Annotated in this window: 17 protein-coding genes; 9 read left to right on the top strand and 8 right to left on the bottom strand. The window is 36.1% G+C overall.

Annotation, left to right across the window (positions count from 1 at the left end):
• The first annotated feature begins 15 nt into the window (after positions 1-15).
• Positions 16-540, top strand: a complete 525-nt coding sequence (locus ACG9ZL_RS14165; protein WP_419360489.1) for a hypothetical protein — start codon at positions 16-18, stop codon at positions 538-540.
• Between the two features lie 124 nt (positions 541-664).
• Positions 665-790 (top strand): KGW motif small protein, encoded by a 126-nt coding sequence (locus tag ACG9ZL_RS14160; RefSeq protein ID WP_336953986.1) that lies wholly within the window; start codon positions 665-667, stop codon positions 788-790.
• 152 nt (positions 791-942) lie between these two features.
• Here the strand turns inward: ACG9ZL_RS14160 and ACG9ZL_RS14155 are convergent, their stop codons facing one another.
• Entirely contained in the window at positions 943-1,230 is a 288-nt protein-coding gene (locus tag ACG9ZL_RS14155) for a hypothetical protein (protein WP_419360487.1), read from the bottom strand.
• A gap of 271 nt (positions 1,231-1,501) precedes the next feature.
• On the opposite strand from ACG9ZL_RS14155, the gene ACG9ZL_RS14150 reads away from it, so the two are divergent.
• Positions 1,502-1,822 carry a hypothetical protein gene (locus tag ACG9ZL_RS14150; RefSeq protein ID WP_419360486.1) on the top strand — a complete coding sequence of 107 codons (321 nt, stop codon included), beginning with the start codon at positions 1,502-1,504 and terminating at the stop codon, positions 1,820-1,822.
• Between the two features lie 138 nt (positions 1,823-1,960).
• On the opposite strand, the gene gltP is transcribed toward ACG9ZL_RS14150, so the two are convergent.
• From gltP to ACG9ZL_RS14125, 5 genes are all read right to left on the bottom strand, one after another.
• Entirely contained in the window at positions 1,961-3,250 is a 1,290-nt protein-coding gene (gene gltP / locus ACG9ZL_RS14145) for a glutamate/aspartate:proton symporter GltP (RefSeq protein ID WP_262086234.1), read from the bottom strand.
• Positions 3,251-3,527: 277 nt separating this feature from the next.
• Complete coding sequence (locus ACG9ZL_RS14140; protein WP_419327941.1) at positions 3,528-4,637, bottom strand: ABC transporter permease; 1,110 nt, start codon at positions 4,635-4,637, stop codon at positions 3,528-3,530.
• The gene (locus tag ACG9ZL_RS14135; RefSeq protein WP_419327942.1) at positions 4,630-5,763 is read right to left on the bottom strand and encodes an ABC transporter permease; all 1,134 of its coding nucleotides are present in this window, start codon (positions 5,761-5,763) and stop codon (positions 4,630-4,632) included. Before ACG9ZL_RS14135 ends, ACG9ZL_RS14140 begins: the two co-directional genes overlap by 8 nt.
• A 2-nt stretch (positions 5,764-5,765) precedes the next feature.
• Positions 5,766-7,022 (bottom strand): HlyD family secretion protein, encoded by a 1,257-nt coding sequence (locus ACG9ZL_RS14130; protein WP_419360484.1) that lies wholly within the window; start codon positions 7,020-7,022, stop codon positions 5,766-5,768.
• A gap of 13 nt (positions 7,023-7,035) precedes the next feature.
• On the bottom strand, positions 7,036-8,529 hold the full coding sequence (locus tag ACG9ZL_RS14125) for a TolC family protein (RefSeq protein ID WP_336953980.1): 1,494 nt from the start codon (positions 8,527-8,529) through the stop codon (positions 7,036-7,038).
• 197 nt (positions 8,530-8,726) lie between these two features.
• On the opposite strand from ACG9ZL_RS14125, the gene ACG9ZL_RS14120 reads away from it, so the two are divergent.
• On the top strand, positions 8,727-9,137 hold the full coding sequence (locus ACG9ZL_RS14120) for an SRPBCC domain-containing protein (protein WP_336953979.1): 411 nt from the start codon (positions 8,727-8,729) through the stop codon (positions 9,135-9,137).
• Between the two features lie 85 nt (positions 9,138-9,222).
• The gene (locus ACG9ZL_RS14115) at positions 9,223-9,819 is read left to right on the top strand and encodes a LysE family translocator (RefSeq protein ID WP_419360482.1); all 597 of its coding nucleotides are present in this window, start codon (positions 9,223-9,225) and stop codon (positions 9,817-9,819) included.
• 40 nt (positions 9,820-9,859) lie between these two features.
• Here ACG9ZL_RS14115 and ACG9ZL_RS14110 read toward each other — a convergent pair whose 3' ends face one another.
• Positions 9,860-10,672 carry an AraC family transcriptional regulator gene (locus ACG9ZL_RS14110; RefSeq protein ID WP_336953977.1) on the bottom strand — a complete coding sequence of 271 codons (813 nt, stop codon included), beginning with the start codon at positions 10,670-10,672 and terminating at the stop codon, positions 9,860-9,862.
• Between the two features lie 349 nt (positions 10,673-11,021).
• Between ACG9ZL_RS14110 and serC the strand changes: the two genes are divergently transcribed.
• Positions 11,022-12,101, top strand: coding sequence for a 3-phosphoserine/phosphohydroxythreonine transaminase (gene serC / locus ACG9ZL_RS14105; protein WP_419360480.1), 1,080 nt, complete (start codon positions 11,022-11,024; stop codon positions 12,099-12,101).
• A gap of 870 nt (positions 12,102-12,971) precedes the next feature.
• Here serC and ACG9ZL_RS14100 read toward each other — a convergent pair.
• On the bottom strand, positions 12,972-13,901 hold the full coding sequence (locus tag ACG9ZL_RS14100; RefSeq protein ID WP_419360542.1) for a hypothetical protein: 930 nt from the start codon (positions 13,899-13,901) through the stop codon (positions 12,972-12,974).
• Positions 13,902-14,146: 245 nt separating this feature from the next.
• Between ACG9ZL_RS14100 and ACG9ZL_RS14095 the strand changes: the two genes are divergently transcribed.
• From ACG9ZL_RS14095 to ACG9ZL_RS14085, 3 genes are all read left to right on the top strand, one after another.
• Complete coding sequence (locus ACG9ZL_RS14095; protein ID WP_336953975.1) at positions 14,147-14,647, top strand: YaiI/YqxD family protein; 501 nt, start codon at positions 14,147-14,149, stop codon at positions 14,645-14,647.
• Between the two features lie 203 nt (positions 14,648-14,850).
• Positions 14,851-15,759, top strand: coding sequence for a DMT family transporter (locus ACG9ZL_RS14090; protein ID WP_419360479.1), 909 nt, complete (start codon positions 14,851-14,853; stop codon positions 15,757-15,759).
• Between the two features lie 759 nt (positions 15,760-16,518).
• Entirely contained in the window at positions 16,519-17,910 is a 1,392-nt protein-coding gene (locus ACG9ZL_RS14085; RefSeq protein ID WP_336953973.1) for an LLM class flavin-dependent oxidoreductase, read from the top strand.
• The last annotated feature ends 191 nt before the right edge of the window (positions 17,911-18,101 follow it).

The raw sequence follows: 18,101 nt of genomic DNA, 5'->3' as shown, positions 1-18,101 counted from the left end.
GGGCTTTTTTAATCTATGATGGTTGAAAATATTGAATACTTACTAAAAATGAAAAAAAGATTATTGGATGTGACAAGAGTTATTTTGGATAAGTTTAGCAATCGCTATCATGATTATTATGGCTTTTGGGGTATAGGCGTACTGTATACGCATGCAAGACATTTAAATACCTTTAGTTTTACTTTTAGATTATTGAATCAGCACCATGACATTAACGATAATTTTTTAGAGAAAGTCCATCAAAGATTTTCTAAATATTTAGTTGATTACTTAAGTGTCCATCATAAATTTCTTACTGATTTAAGTTTAGCCATGGTTAAAATTGACTTCGATCACGGTCATCTTTTAAAGCCCTCGACGTTATATGGGGATTATTTTTGTGTGCAAGTCGAGTTGATAGATCAAAAAGGTCAGCGTTTTTTTGCTGAATCGGATGGTTATTGTTTTCCTCATATTGAGTGGATTCAACAAAGAAAATTGATTAACTCATTGTCATTCGGAAAAAAATTTTACTGGGAAGCCTCGAATGAACATCAATGAAGGTATTGGAAATTTGTTACACTTTTAGGGTTGGTTTATTTTTTGCATGTTATAAATTGTCTATTAAAAGACCGATGTTTTGCCCCAAAGATGTTCCATGATGTAGCAAGAATGAGGTGATAAAATGATAAGAACAGTCAATTATTCAACAGCAGATAAGGTCATCCTTCGCCAAAAAGGCTGGAAATGGTTTAGTGTTATTTTAGCTATACAAATGCTGATTATTCTCAGTGCATATTTAATCGCGTAGCTAACGAAATGAGTACGTTCTCTGATTGAGAGTTTTTAGTTGCTAATGACAAAAGGCACTTTATTGTGGTTTTTATCTCTGATAAAGATATGTTCATGAGATAAACACAAGAGCAAGCTATTTGCATGTTTACTGCAAATAGCACTTTCTATTCATTTTGATTTAGATGGTTTTTCTGTTGCTTGTGCTTCTCGTTCAGCAGCTTCTGCAGCATCAGCGGCTGCAGCCGCCGCATCTGAAGCAGCTGTACTTGTTGATATGTCAAAATCAACATTTTCAGCTTCCAAAGCTGCTTCCTGTATAGCATCAATAGATACAATTCCAGCCTCTGCGCCACTAGAAATATATTCAGAAGATTGTGCTACATCATCGTTTTTAGCATGTGCTTGACTTAAAAATATGTTTGATAGCATGACTGCAATTAAATAGCTGTTTCTCATTGGTCTTTCTTCTATGAAATCTAAAATATAAAGGTAACTATTTAATAATTTAAAGTAAATATAAGCCGCCTTATTTGGATAGCTTATATGGGAATACAAAAATGTCAGATGATGAAAATAAAAAAATTATTAATATGAGAGAATTGATTTAGAAAAATCAAAATTTTTTTAAATAGATGAGATCATGAAAAGAAGCATATTTCTAGTACCAATACTGATTTCTTTAACTAGCTGTTACCCGATATATAAAACACAGAAGCCTCAAGTGACTGTGACTGTTGTAAATGAGCAGGGAGTAGCAATTCCTGATGTAAAAATCGTGTTAGTAACATCAGTACATCCTGCAAAAATAGATGATCAATACGATGAAAAATTCACAAATAAATTGGGGATAGTGAATTTTGAAAAACAGGCCGAATGGAAAGTTGAAAGCTTAGTAATTCATGGGGTGCAAGTTTATGATTGGAATTTATGCCTTGAAAAAGATGGTTATATCATCCAAGAATTTGTCAAAGTAGGTAAAAAAGCGCAGATTAAAATCATTTTAAAGAAGGGTAAAACGCCATTAAAACAGTATCTTGATCAATGCTAGAAAGTTAATTATTCTGCATATCATATATTCAATCTTTTGGAGCGATTAGTGGAATTGAAAGTAGTCTAAAAGGTAGGTAATCTCAGTTAAGCATGTACAAAAAAACCACCCGAAGGTGGTTTTTCTGATCTTAAAAAATTAATGTGTGGCATCAAAATTATAAGATTTTTGTTTCTCAGTATCGAATTTGCCTTCCCATTTACTAATTACAAGAACAGCAAGTGCATTACCAATCACATTTAATACAGTACGAGCCATATCTAAAATACGGTCAATACCCGCAATAAATGCTAAGCCTTCTAGTGGGATACCCACGCTGCCTAAAGTTGCCAATAGAACCACGAAAGACACACCAGGAACGCCTGCGATACCCTTAGAGGTAATCATCAGGGTCAAGACCAAAACAAGCTGTTGAGTGATGGTTAAATCAATACCGTAAAGTTGTGCAATAAAGATAGCAGCAATACTTTGATAGAGTGTTGAACCATCTAAGTTAAATGAATAACCGATAGGAACAACAAAACTGGTAATTGATTTTGGCGCACCATAAGCTTCCATTTTTTCCATCATACGTGGTAAAACGGTTTCAGAGCTTGCAGTGGAGTAGGCAAGAATAAGTTCATCTTTTAAGATTTTGATAATTGTCCAGATACTAAAACCACAGAATCTAGCCACAAAACCAAGCACAATAAAGATAAAGAACAGGATTGCCCCATAAACTAAAACAGCAAGTTTAATTAATGGTAATAATGAACTAAAACCAAAGTTTGCTACAGTCGCAGCGATCAAGCCGAATACACCAAATGGTGCAAACATCATGATCATGTGAGTTACTTTGAACATTGTTTCAGAAACAGCTTTTAACACGTCAATCAACGGTTGCTTGGTTTCTTTAGACAATGAACCTAGACCAATACCGAAAATGACTGCAAAGAAAATAATCGGCAACATGTGCCCATCACCCATTGCAGCAAAAATATTCGGTGGGATAAGTGAAAGAACAGTATTTACTAAGCCATGAGCTTCATGGCTGACTTCCTGTGTCGTTTCTTTATATTGCGAAATATCAGAGGTTGTCAGTGTAGACATATCAATGCCTGCACCAGGTTGGAATACATTGGCAGCAACTAAGCCTACAATAATTGCAACTGTCGTAATAATCTCAAAATAAACAATGGTTTTAAAGCCAAGTTTACCGACACTTTTACTGTCACCCGCATTGGCAATTCCTAAAATCAGCATGGAAAGCACAAGTGGAATTACAATCATTTTGATCAGATTGATGAAAATCTTACCCAATGGTTGTAAAAAGTTTGCAATGATGTCACCGCGAATTTCAGGTGCGTTGTGCAAAAAAGCACCAACAAGAATACCTAAGAAGAGCGCAATAACAATTTGCCAAGCAAGGCTAATTCTCATTTTCTTCATACTGAGCCCTTAAAATTCAGATTTTGGCGAAAAGGAAAACTCTATCAAAAAAACACAAAAGAAATCCCGCTAAAGCATGTGGGCGCCTTAGGGTGGGAGATTCTGAGTATTCAGAGTATTTCGAAAATGGCCTATTCTGACGCTATTTGCGTCAGCAGTACTAACTTTTTTATCAAAAATGCGTTCAAATGATTAAAAATAGTTCAGTTTGATTAAAGGATTCGATTTTATTGTTAATTTTAATTCATTATATAAATTAAATTTCACACAACTATTTTTATTTTTTATATGTTTGCATTAGGCGTATATATGCCCATATCATCAAAATTCCTGTTAAGCATACGAGATAAATTAACTTTGGAATAACCACCTGAATCGGCACACCCATTTGATTTAACTGAATAAATAAATTAATTCCTTGAGTGGACGGGAAGAGATGAGCAAAATACTGCATCCAAGTTGGCATTGCTTGCAAGGGCCAAGCAGCACCTGACAGTAAAAACAATGGAATTGAGGTGAAAACGATCAGATGTCCAGCACGTTCTGAAATATCTAGATAGCTGGCTAAAAGCATTGCCATTGCAATCACGCAACTAATAAAAATCGGAACGGAAAACAACATGCCCCAAAAATTGCCGCCTCTCGGATAGTCATTGATCCAGTAAGTGAAACCAAATAGATAATAGCAGCCGAGGCAACCAATCGTGAGTGCTGCTAAATAGATTCCCAAAAACTCAGTAGTTGTGGCTCGCCATCGTCTTTCACGATACCCCGCAATCAACATGCACAATCCTAGAACAATAGTCTGGTGAATGATCAGAGGCGCAATTGCAGGAAAGATATAACTGCCATATCCTGAAAGTGTGTTAAACAGCGGAATTTGATGGATCGGAAGCGCGACTTGGAAATGTGAAATTTTGCCAAACCTTTCGGCTTGTTCTGCAACGGCATTTTCAATTGCAGTGGCTAAGCCTAAACCAATCTGTTTGGTTTTAAGAAAATAAGCACTACTGAGATATAGACCAATACCACCAGCCTCACCTCGAACCACACTATTGGATAGGTTCTCAGGTAATAACAAAATACCATCGGCTTTTTGCTCTTGAACCATCCGTTTTGCTTGTTCAAAATTTCCAGTGATTTCAGTAATTTTTATATTGGGACTTTTGGCAACTTCAGTAATGATGGTATTACTCAGATAGCTTTGTTCTTCATCAACAATAATAATCGGCAAACTTTCAGCAGTTTGCGCTTTATAGGCTGTAGGATAAAAAATGCTATAAAAAAATACTGAAAGCACCATAGTGGTCAAAATAGACGAGTTTTTCCCAATATTTTTAAAAGTGTCTACATAGTATCGAGCGAGCTCTTTAAAGAATTTAATCATGTTTTACGCCCCTTAAATTTTTATTGAGGAGTAAACTTGATAATGCAAAATAGAAAATACAATATGCAGCAAGGATGGCTAAAGGAACCATCGAAATAAAACTAGGACTGCCAACAACCCATTGCTCAGTTTGTAATTTCGCATAAGGTGTATAGGGAATAATGTTGGCCCAAAATTTGGTAAAAATTGGTGCATTATTTAAGGGAAGCGTGACACCTGCAAAACTTAGCGAAGAGCCACCATAGACTGCAATAAATCCAAAAGTTTTAGATAAATTTTTAGTTGCGAGAACGACGCTACTACTGATGAGTGCATAGGCTGAATAAAGTAAGAACTGTCCAAGTAAAATCATCCATAGACTACCAGCAATGAACCAACCTCGGATTACCACCAGCCAAAACAGCCATACCCAAGTCCAAAAACAGAAAATTAACACATAGACCATATTTTTTGCCAGAAGTGCATTTAATACAGATTTGTCTTGAACCCATTGATTTAATGTGCCGTATTTCAATTCTTGACCCACTGCAAAAGCCACACAACAACACAGCAATAAGTGCAAAATTGCTGGAATCATAAAGGGTTCTAAATAGAACTCATAACTGAGATTGGGATTGAACAGGGGAGAAATTTTTATATTTGCTGTGGAAAGTTCAGCATAAGGAATTTTATTTTCAAAATATGAATTCTTTGCAAAATCAGCAATCGCTTCAACTGTAGAGAGAAGCATCGCTGAAGAAATCCCATTGCCAATACTAAAATAAGACTGATTAAAAGCAATACTGATCTGTGAATCTTGTGCTTGAACCAGACGTTGTTCAGCACCTGCTGGAATATGCACATATCCCCAAATCTTGGTCTGATTGAGCAGATACTCAACTTCATTGGGATTATCTGATACAGTGTAGATTGAAACCGTATGATTATGACTAAGATACTTTTCTATATTGCGACTAAGTTCACTTTGATCTTGATCAATAATTGCAATCGGTAAATGTTCAGCTTTTCCTGCATAAAACATACTACTGAATAAAATAATCACAAAGAGCGGGGCAAGTGTGACTAAGCATAAATCCCATTTATGCTTGAGCAAATATTGAAGCTCTCTTAACATGCCCGTCCACATGCTTATTGGCTCTCTTTTAATTTAAAGATCACACTCATGCCTACTTTTAATTCAGGTACGGCTTCAGCGGGTGTAAGCTTAACTTTAAAACTACGAATATCATAACCACCTGTCTGACGTGTGGTTTTAATGGTTGCAAACTCACCTTCAGCATCTATATTTTTGATGTTAAATGACACTGTTTTATTGAGTGCGGGTATAAAACCATCTAAGCTTTTTGCTTGATAAACTTGGGTGTATTGATCTTCACGGACATTTAAACTGACCCAATTTTCTTCATCTTGAATAATACTCACAACAGGAACACCAATAGCCACCAGTTCTGAGGGTTTACCGTAAGTTTTAGATACAGTGCCGTTTACAGGAGAGTATAGTTTGGTTTCTGCATCTAAAGCATTGGCTTCCGCAACAGCGGCTTTCGCGATCTCGACTTGTGCATCAGCCCCAGATTTTTGTTCAGCGGTACTGCCGCGTTTTGCACGTGCATATTGCTGATAAGCAGCTTCACTCATTTGAGTGGCTGATTGTGCAGCGGCATGCATTTCATCACGTCGTTGACGCGAGATAACCCCTTGTGCAAAGAGGTTAGCACCACGTTGGTAGGTCATTTTTGCAAGATTTTCTTGCGCTTTTACACTTTGCCAATTGGCATATAAGGTATCAATATTTTCTTGTTGAGAACCTCTGTCTGCTGTCGATTGTAAGGCTAAGGCGGATTGTAAACTTGCCAGGGCTTGTTGTTTTTTTGCAGCAATTTCTGGACTACTTAGAGTAACTAACAGTTGTCCTTTTTTAATTTTTTGACCATCGCTGACAAAGATGCCTTCTATCCGACTCGGAACTTTAGTGCTGACATGTAATGTTTCAGCTTCAACACGTCCTTGAACATCTACTGTTTTAGGCTGATAACTTTTCCATAGACCAAACGCAATCAATCCCAATAATAGAATAAAAATTATTGCGCCAATGACCAGAATAGTTTTCTTTTTAGAAGGTTTTTGATCGTTGTTGATGTTTGTCGCAGCACTTTGTTCCTGTGCCGAATCTTTGATTGGTGTGTCTTTTTCAGATTCAATTTGGTCGGCTGTAGGTTGTTGCGCTACAGTTGCATCAGATAAAGCGGTCGGATCTGTATTGTTTTGTGTATTCATTTCTGGATGAACTAAATTTTCATTTAATGAAATATCTGAGTTTGCATCAGCTTGCGAAGTTGAAGATGAATCATTTTGTCCATTGTGATGGTCATGCTGTTTTGTCATTTTATGCTCCATCTTAACGAATATAATCTGTATTAGTTTGATTGACGTAGTCTTTGAATTGTTCAATAGAACCATGGCTTTGTAGCAAAGTTGCTAGGGAGAGCACGTATTTATAGGCATTGAGTGCTTTTTCGGTTTTGAGTAGGCTGAGTTGATTCTGTGCATCGATGACTTGAGTGGCGGTGCCCATATCTTCTTTAAATGATAATTGTTGAATTCTTAAATTCTCTAACACTGCTTGTTCATTTTGTTGTAGTAATTGATTGGACTGCTGTGCTGTGGCGAGCTCACTATAGGATTTGTAGATAATATTCTCAATCTCTTGTTGGGTGCGCGCTGTCATAAGCTCTGTTGCATATCTCTGTAATTCAGCGGCTTGGACATTTTTGTTCTTATCAATCCCTGAAAATAGGTTGTAGCGAGCAGCAACACCCACAATCCAATTTTGGTTTTGATCTAAACTATATTCTCCAAACGCAAAAAGGGTTGGTTTTTTTGCGGCGCTCTGGATTTTGACATTCTGATTGGCAAGCTGTGTATCCATTTGCATTTTTCGAACTAGGCTTGAAGTTTCAGGATAAGAAGCAAGGAGTTGGTTGAGTGATTGGCTTTGCTGACGATTGACAAATAAAGGTGTCGTCAATTGATCAATTTTGGATTTATGCAATAAATTTTGAAGTTGGAACTGACTGGCTTGTAAATTTGCCGAAGCATTTTGTTCTGAACGCTGGGCATTATTGCGCGCAACTTCAAATTGCATGCGTTGTCCTTTGCTAATAAATCCCTGTTTTTCAAGTTTGAGTGAATTGTCATAGTGTTGTTGCATTGCACTCAGATTGAATTGACTGGCATTGAATAGCTGTTGTTGTAATTGCACATTAAAATACGCCTGAATCACTTCAAAACGTTGTGTATCTTGCTGTTGTTTAGCATCGAGTTGACTACGTTCAACTTTTAAATTGGCAATCTGCTTTGTTGTCGAGGTAATCCCGCCAGTATAAATTGGCATCATCACAGAAACTGTAGGGCGAACAACTTGATCTTCAAGGACAACATTGGCTGTATCTGGAATTAAGCCAATACCACTATGAATTCCTTGGTTTAGTCCTTGTTTTAAAGGATCTGTGATATTCGATGGAATGTTCTGTTCAGATTGCCATTGATCAACCCGATCATTCACCCCTTGTGAAAGCGTCTGTTCTAGATTATTTTTGACCCCATTTAGTGGAATATCTGTTTCAGTATGAAACTTATAGGCACGTACATTTAAATCGATGCGAGGTAGACCAATATTTTTGACGGCTTCTGCTTGAAGTTTAGAAGCTTGACTGAGTGCTTGATTGGCTTGGGTGGTATAAGAGTTTTCAAGTAAATATTGTTCTGCTTGTACATAGCTTAGATTTTCAGCAAACGTGACGGATACAAAGGCCGTATTTAAGGCTACAAAGCTGCTTACTTGTATCAATTTTGATAATGCTTTAAGTGAATAGCAAGTTCTAAATTTCATCTGAAAAATCATCAGCATTTGTTTAAATTTGAGACTATTCTAACCTTGAATGACTAGAATAAATAATCTAAATGTATACTTTAATATGTGTGGTTTTTGTAGTTTCGATAATGAGTATAGATGTGATTAAATTATAATCAAAACCATGATAATTCAATCAATAAATTGAATCTCAAAATAGATATAAGGAGAAAAAAATGGCAAGAATTACCGTTGAGTCTGTGGTGACAGCACCAATCGAATTAGTTTGGGATATTTATAATAATCCAGAGGATATACAACAATGGAATACCGCTTCAGCAGATTGGCACACAGTCAATTCTAAAAATGATCTACGTGTGGATGGTCAATTTTCAAATCGTATGGAAGCTAAAGATGGAAGTATGGGCTTTGATTTTTCGGGTACATATACTGAAATTATTCCCCTTAAAAAAATTGCTTATTCTTTTGGCGAACGAAATGCTGAAGTTTACTTTGAACAGAAAAATGATGCTGTTGTGGTGAGGATTAGTTTTGATCCTGAAACGGTATATCCAATTGAACAACAGCAAGCAGGTTGGCAAGCAATTTTAGATAATTTTGCACGCTATGTAGAAAATAAAAGCTAGTTCTGCACAAACGTACAATACAAAATATTTCCACAGACTTACTTTGATCTTTTGAAATTCGTCTAGATCAAAGTTGAGTGTTGTTGTGGAAATCTTTCTTTATACCTTGAGTGTGATGTATAGCCCTGGTCCTGTAAATTTCATTGGATTGAATTCAGGACTGCTTGGGCGGCTTAAACAATCCATTGGTTTTTTCATTGGGGTGGGTTGTGCAATGTTATTTCTATTTTTGACCTTGGGCTATGTTGGTGAGGCTGTTATTCCTCACAATTGGCTAGACTATATTTCTTTGGTCGGGGCGGTATATACCTTTTATATCGCTGTTAAAATGTTGACAGTATATTTAGAAACAACTGAAAAAGCCGAATACCAACTGACTTTCTTAAATGGTTTCTTAATTCAATTATTTAATCCTAAAGGAATTCTGGTGATTTTACCCGTCACGACAATTATGTATCCTGCGGCTAAAATTACTGGCGTGATGATTTTCGTTGTATCTTTAATCATTTCTATTGGTGCTGCTGGAGCGCCGTTCGTATATGCTTTGGCGGGTAAATTTTTAGGGGATAAAATTTCTGATCCTAAATGGTTTAATTATTTAAATAAAATTATGGCAATCATGCTGATTATTACAGGACTTGGAATGCTTCGAGATTTTATTATAGGAATGCATTTGTTTTGATAAATCAAAATCTTGAACTGAATCTGTATGTGTTTTACACCTAAGGCAAATGATTGATCTTTTTCCAATGCGCAGGGCTGAGTCCAAATGCTTGTTTAAAATGTCGAGTCATATGGCTTTGATCATAAAAGCCTGCATCTGTTGCAGCTGCAACTAAAGAAGCCCCTTTGATTAAATTGATTTTAACTTTTTCCAGCCTGCGCATGGTTAAATAACGATGTGGGCTGGTTCCAAACAATAAACGGAAGTCGCGTGATAAACTCCACCGGTCGCGACCAATATTTTTTTCTAAATCATCCAAGCTGATATTTCGTTCAGATAATGTATGAATAAATTCTCTGGCTTTTTCTGCTGCACGATAATCAAAACTTAGCCGTTGTGATAATGGTTGAAAAGAAATTTCATTTAAAGCCATGGCCAGATCATACAGCGCATCTTCTTCTTCCAAGACTTCCATATGATTTTCAATACTTTGTAGAAAAGTATTGGTGGCTTTAAATAATCGAGGATCTGTGCTGATCCCATGTTCGATAAAGGGTAGAGGTTTACCCTTTAAAATAGATTGAATTTTTGCAGGTTCTATATACACCATGCGATAGCGGAAACCTTCTTGTGTACCTGATTCGCCATCATGTTTTTCATCTGGATGCAGCACCATTGTCATACCTTGCTGGCTATGTTGCATGACACCTTGATAATGAAAACTTTGAACGCCTGAAAGGGTGCGACCAATGGCATAGGTATCATGCCGATGCGGTTCATAGGCATGATCATTAAAAAATGCTTCGATACGTTCAAATCGATCTGTTTCTGATGCTGTCCGAATCCAATCCTGATGATTTGAGGCTGGCATTTACCATCTACCAATGAATAAAGTTTAAGCTGAATAAATTATAACTGAGTTAAGCTTATAAATTGAGTTTTTATCCGTATATGGATATGAGTAACGGATATTCTAGCCCTGTGCAGTCAGTAATAAAATCAGAATGGCAATAAATCATTGTTTCAGGATGATGATTAAAATATCAATGCGCAGTCTAGCTACAATATTTTGCTTCTCTAATTGTCTATAGTTAATAGAATTATCAACTCTAAATCTTTAAACATATTGAAATATTGACTGACAAAGCTACTGCAAGAAAGGTCGATTTGTGGTTAAATGCGCCTATTTCATTCGTTTCACTTTAAAAAAGGGAAAAATCATGCGCGCGTACAATTTCTGTGCTGGTCCTGCTGCATTACCTACTGCCGTTTTAGAAAAAGCTCAGGCTGAGTTATTGGATTGGCATGGTAAAGGCTTATCCATCATGGAAATGAGCCATCGTAGCAAAGACTATGTGGCTGTCGCTGAAAAAGCAGAAGCAGATTTACGTAAATTGATGAACATTCCAGAGAATTATAAAGTATTGTTCTTACAAGGTGGTGCATCACTTCAGTTTTCTGCAATTCCGCTCAATTTATTGGGTAAAAATTCCAAAGCTGATTATATCCATACGGGAATTTGGTCAGAAAAAGCCACTAAAGAAGCGCAACGCTACGGCGATATCAATATCGTTGAGGCGGCAACAAGCATAAATGGAAAGCTTGCAATTTCTGAGCAAAGTACCTGGAACTTGTCAGACGACGCGGCTTATGTCCATTATGCTGAAAATGAAACAATTGGCGGTATTCAATTTGCCAATATTCCAGAAACAGATAAACCTTTAGTCTCTGATTTTTCATCAAGTATTTTATCTGCGCCACTAGATGTATCTAAGTTTGGTTTGATCTATGCTGGAGCGCAAAAGAATATTGGTCCTGCAGGTTTAACCCTTGTGATCGTGCGTGATGATTTATTGGATCAAGCAAAACCTGAAATTCCAAGCTTGTTAAAATATGGTTCGCAAGCGAAGAATGATTCTATGGTGAATACACCCGCTACTTATGCTTGGTATTTGTCTGGTTTGGTTTTTGAATGGTTGCTTGAGCAGGGCGGTGTAAACGCAATGTATAGAACCAACCTTGAAAAATCTAAATTACTATATGGTTATATTGATTCTAGTGATTTTTATAACAATCCGATCGCACTTCCAAACCGTTCAATCATGAATGTGCCGTTTACTTTGGCAGATGAAGCACTGGATAAATTATTCTTGAAAGAAGCTGAAGAAAATTATTTACTCAATCTTGCCGGCCATCGTTCAGTAGGCGGTATGCGAGCTAGTATTTATAACGCTGTACCTGTAGAAGGTGTACAAGCACTTGTCAACTTTATGGATGACTTTGCTCAACGTAACGGCTAATCATACTTCAAAACATTTAAATGATTTGTTGTGCGATCAGAACCTTAATTTCCCCCCCTTGATTGAGTAAACAGAGGAGGAGGGAATTAAAGCCCTAGACATAAAAAAAATCCCTCCAGAGTGAGGGATTTTTTTTATGAGATAAATGCGGTAAAACATTAAGTCGTCGGGAATATGCCTAATATATGGATCATCATTGCAGCTAAAAACATACCTAGAACAAAAAAGCAGCAGGCTCCTTTATCCAAGCGTAAGTGAAAACCACTCACTTGATTGATTAGACTAGTCGATTGTTCAGGTATAATTTTCATTACTGAGCCTAGATTTTTAAATTATTGTTTAAATCCTATTGGTTCGTCGTATTTTTAACATAATTGACTGGTTAAATAAAGTGCTAAATTACATTATTAATATGTTGAGGTATTTATTATCTCGCGATCAATAAAAATATTATGAATTTATAATTATGATTTTGTGGGTACATTGTGGATAACTTGCCTATTTTTTAGTCTTTATATGAAAAATAATCCGAATTAAGTATAAAAATAGAGTCTATTTTTTAACAAGATCATGATATTTATTGGTTTAATTTTTATGTTTAAGCTTCTGTTTTTAAATTTATTTTCTGGGGATTCTTTAAATAGGGGGAATGTATTTATTATTTAAATAAACAGTCAATATTCTTCAGCTTAAATAGTTTTAAACAGACCTGATTATTTGATTTTGAATTTAAACTGTGGATAAGTAGTAAATTTGAATTCAAAAACATAAAAATTGCAGGGATGTATTTAGATATAATAGAAATGTTACAAAACATGTAATAAAAAAGCATGATGGGTTTTCCATCATGCTGATCAATCTGTTTTTGAATCAAGCAGCTGAATAAATGTTTGCTTGAATCCAAATATTGCCACGAATATATTGTCCAATTTCAAAATCTTTGAAAGCAGGATCTTTAGTTGCAATACGGATTAAGATTGCTGGTTGGTTCTCTTCAAGAATTAAAGTGACATCATAAAGTGTGTAGTTTTGTTGCATAAATTGCATTTCAGTTTTGCCAACAACTTTTCCTTGAAACCAAGCTTCATCCTCTTGTCCTAAAGTTTCTCCGTATAGGTATGCCACCATTTTAGAAAAATCAACAGTAACAGGAGCTTTGTCATCTTCTGACTTCGCTTCCCATGCATCAATTTGTTCTTGAAGATTTTCAGGCGTAATACCATTATTTTGTGAAAGGATATCGTTTAATGCACGATGGTGTTTGATTGAAGCAGGATCATCAACAATGATTTGTTCATGGTCTGAAACTTTTTCGAGCTCATAAGCCCATGCATTCAGTTGAACTTTATACTGTTGATCTTGAGAATATTGGTGTCCATTTACACTGTATAAACTGTCAAATGCATAGACCACACTATTTTCACCTACTTTTAAGCTAAGCACTGCTTGAGTGTTGGTTTTGCAGGTAATGATACGGTCGATAGAAGCATTTAATTGATACGGACTTTCAAAACTGGGGAAAGCCGTTTTTACAGCTTTAGGTTTGTTATTCTCAACATCAATCACTTGACAGAGCTGTACAGAAGAACCGTTTGGACCTTGGATTAACCAAGTTGATACATCCATATCACATTCTTTTGAACAAAGCCCCATGGGCATCACTGGTGCATCCAAAGCCAAACCTAACCATTTGGGTACTTCGGACGTTGGGTTTTCTGTCAATAGACTCCAATGTTCGACATGGCTACCAAAATTCTGATCTTCTATGATAATTGTTTCAGGTCTGTTTTGATTGTTCATTTTCACGATTTTAAATGCCTCTCTTATGCTATTAAATCGAGGATGATTGCTAGATTTCAAGTCCTGAAATGTAAAATCATAAGAAAAACCAGAATATTAAACTCAATTGCCATCAACTACGCCTTAAATTGTACTTTTAATCACCAAAATACAGATGAAAAGTTTGATTGGATTTCGAAGTCGTTAAAGATTTGCGCAATAAATAAAAGAATATGCATAGGACAGCGTAACGGCATTTTGCTAAAATGTTTAAAAATCTTTATCAGAGATGTTGTGTGCTGCCATTTAAACTTTGGGTCGATGCAGATGCTTTACCTAAAATTCTTCGTGAAGTGATCTTACGTGCATCAGACCGTTATCAATTAGAAGTTACTTTTGTTGCAAACCAGCCTGTGGGTATTACACCGTCTGTACGGATCAACTCAATTCAAGCAATGTCGGGTGCAGATCAAGCTGATCAAGAAATTGTTGATCGTATGAGTGAGCATGATATTGTGATTACTCAGGATATTCCTTTGGCAGCACAGGTCATTGAAAAGGGTGGTGTAGCAATTCACCCACGTGGAGAGGTTTATACATCAGCCAATGTCAAAGCTCGTTTACATTTGCGTGATTTTATGGATACCTTGCGTGGTGCTGGTGTACAAACGGGTGGGCCGCCACCGATTTCTGAGCGTGATAAACGTGAGTTTTCGAGTAGCTTAGACCAGACGATTCTCAAGCAGAAACGTAAGACTTCGATATAAGTCTAATGCTTGATTTAAAAATCATCTGCAACTGAATTTTTTCGACCTTTTGAATTAATCGAACTTGCTTTTCAATAGATATTTATATCAATAGAGCTTCCCGTTGCTTGATTAAGATTTAATTGAATTTGCAAAGATCAATGTAAAATTCATTTTTGAATCCAACAATTTAATTCACACCCAGCAGTCATTTAGGAATCCATATGCCCTCTAAATCCAACCTGATGACGACCTATATTTTATTGGTCTTCATTTGGGCAAGTACGCCTTTGGCAATTGTATGGAGTGTGGCAGATTTACATATGATGTGGGCTTTGGTTTTGCGGTTTTTTATCGCCTTGCCGATTGCTTTATTTTTGTTGCTGATTTTAAAAGTTAAATTACCGTGTAATAAAATTGCTTTACATAGTTATTTAGCTGGTTCATTTAGTCTGATTGGTTCACAAATTTTTACCTATGCCGCAACCAGTTATTTAAGTTCAGGTATTATTGCTTTGATGTTTGGATTAGCCCCGATTATGGCAGGACTTATTGGTCGTTTTGGCTTTGGTCAGAGATTACATGGGATTCAATGGCTTGGCATGCTGGTTGCTGTTGTCGGTTTAGCTATTATTTGTACCAGTAGCGGGGCCAGCCAACATGTGCATCCCGTTGGAATTATGCTGATGTTGATGAGTGTATTTACTTATGCTTTTTCCATCTATTGGGTAAAAAAAGTGAATGCAGATGTCGTCCCAATGGCGCAAGCAACAGGTTCAATCTTGGTTTCTACGTTGGCTGCAATGTGTATTATTCCTTTTATTTGGCAGTATGCGCCTACGCATATTCCAGAAACTAAATCACTATTGGCATTGATTTATACCGTATTTATGGCTTCATTGCTGGCAATGTTTTGTTATTTTAAATTGGTTCAAAATATTAAAGCCACAACTTTATCATTGACTACAGTGATGACCCCAATGATTGCCATGTTTTTAGGCGCGATGCTCAATAATGAAAAACCAACTATGAATGTGTTTATCGGCGCGGTAGTTTTGATTTTCGGGTTATTTTTATACTTTTACAAAGATTTTAAAGCACGTCAATTGCTAGCCAAAAAGATTAAAAATTAGCATCGAATTTTTCTTTTTTCTTTTTTCTTTTTTCTTTTTTCTTTTTTCTTTTTTCTTTAGATTTTATGCTAAGTGATTAACCTTCAACTAAGCTTAGATTCAGGCTTTTGCATAGTTTATTTGTACAGCTCATTGAAGCTATGTAGATGCTTTTTAAAGAAGATGTGTTTTTAATTTTTTAAAATGTTAATCGATGCTTACAGATTGATGAAAGCCAATATATAGCCAACTTATCAAAAAACTCAAACACAAGAATATAATTTCCCTCAAATAATATTTTAAATTAAATCAAATACATGGCGGATAAGTTATTTGGTTATAAAAAGTTGGCAATGCCACACATTTCGTAGGGGGATGCCAAACTTTGCGCTGCAAACAAAACTCTGCTTTGTTTTTGCTCATGTAGAGCGAGGGGGACGTCCTCTACCCCCACCTAATGGCGGCTTCTCTGTCGCCTCACGGTAGGATCACCATCTTTGATTCAAAAATACAAAAAATGAATTGATAACCAGCAGTTCCATAAAGCGCATACAAAAAGATAGGCTTCATTTATGATCAGGAATTTGATGAAAATCACTTATATGAATAATTAGTTAGTTTGACGATAATTATGGTGAATAAACCAATTTGTATAAAAAAGTATATTTATTTCATTATTTTAGATAAAAGCAATCATGATAATAATTGAAGATATTGAGATAAAAGAATAAAGATAAATGGCATAGGATAAAAATAATATTCAAGATGAGTTGAAGAGAAATGACTAAGCAGATCCGCTTTAATGCCTTTGAAATGAATTGTATTGCACATCAATCTCCTGGTTTATGGCGTCATCCTTCAGATCGCTCAACAGAATATAAAGATATTGAATATTGGACTGACCTCGCTAAAATCTTGGAAAACGGGCTATTTGATGGCATTTTTATTGCGGATGTACTTGGGATATATGATGTTTACCACCAAAGTGCAGAACATGCATTGACTGGTGCAGTGCAAGTCCCAGTCAATGATCCTTTGCAAATTATCCCAGCGATGGCTGCGGTGACCCGACATTTAGGTTTTGGTGTGACAACATCAATATCTTTTGAACATCCTTATCCTTTTGCGCGAAGAATCAGTACATTAGATCATCTCACCAAAGGTCGAGTGGGGTGGAATATTGTCACCTCCTATTTGGAAAGTGGTTCTAAAAACTTAGGACTAAATACGCAATTAAATCATGATGATCGCTATGATATTGCCGATGAGTATTTAGAGGTGCTATATAAGTTGTGGGAAGGATCTTGGGAAAATGATGCGGTTTTAAGAGATAAACAGGCTGGAATCTTTGCAGATCATACAAAAGTGCATCCCATTTTACATGAAGGGAAATACTTTAAAGTTCCTGGTATTCATATTTGTGAACCTTCACCACAGCGCACACCTGTACTCTATCAAGCAGGTGCTTCTGCTCGAGGGCAAACATTTGCAAGCCAAAATGCTGAATGTATTTTTATTGCACCACCATCAAAAATAGCAGCCAAGAAAATTGTTCAAAGTATTCGTGAAAAATTAAAACAGGAAGGACGTGACCCTTATTCTGTTAAAATTTACACCTTATTGTCAATTGTAACTGATGAAACGGATAAAAGAGCTCAGGAAAAATTTAAAGAATATCAGTCGTATGGAAGTTATAACGGTGCTTTGACCTTAGTGTCTGGTTGGTCTGGTGTAGATTTTTCACAGTATCAACCTCATGATAAGGTTGAGTATATTGAAACCAATGCGATTCAATCGATGTTAGATGCTTATGTCAATGCGGACCCTAACCGTATTTGGACAATTGAAGAAATTGCCCATTGGAATAGTGTGGGGGGAAATGGTCCTGTGTTGGTCGGTTCAGCACAAACGGTTGCTGATGAGTTACAACAATGGGCAGAAGATACAGATGTTGATGGCTTTAATTTAGCCTATATTTTGGCACATCAAACTTTTATAGATATTGTAGATTTTATTGTACCTGAGCTACAACGTCGTGGTGCTTATCAAACAGAATATCGTCAGGGTACTTTACGAGAAAAACTATTTGAACAAGGTGCTTATTTATCAAAGAATCATCGAGGCTCACAATATCGCAAAGCGAATACGGATAGATTGGCACAAGCCAGTTAATCTTAAAATTATACTCTGAGATAAAATATTAATTCATCTGATTGTAGAGCATACATTGCCATTATCTAACAATATGAGTTGTATTGATTGATATTGTTTTAAAATTGATCTTTAAATGGTTTTTAAATTAGTCATTTATTTCATAATCATTTAGCTCGTTAGTCAGAACGTAGCCCACATAATGTGGGCTT

Origin of the sequence: Acinetobacter legionensis (genome assembly GCF_048551735.1) — a bacterium.
Taxonomy (GTDB): Bacteria; Pseudomonadota; Gammaproteobacteria; order Pseudomonadales; family Moraxellaceae; genus Acinetobacter.
The sequence above is the reverse complement of the archived record's forward strand: the minus strand, read 5'-3'. Positions and strand labels throughout refer to the sequence as shown.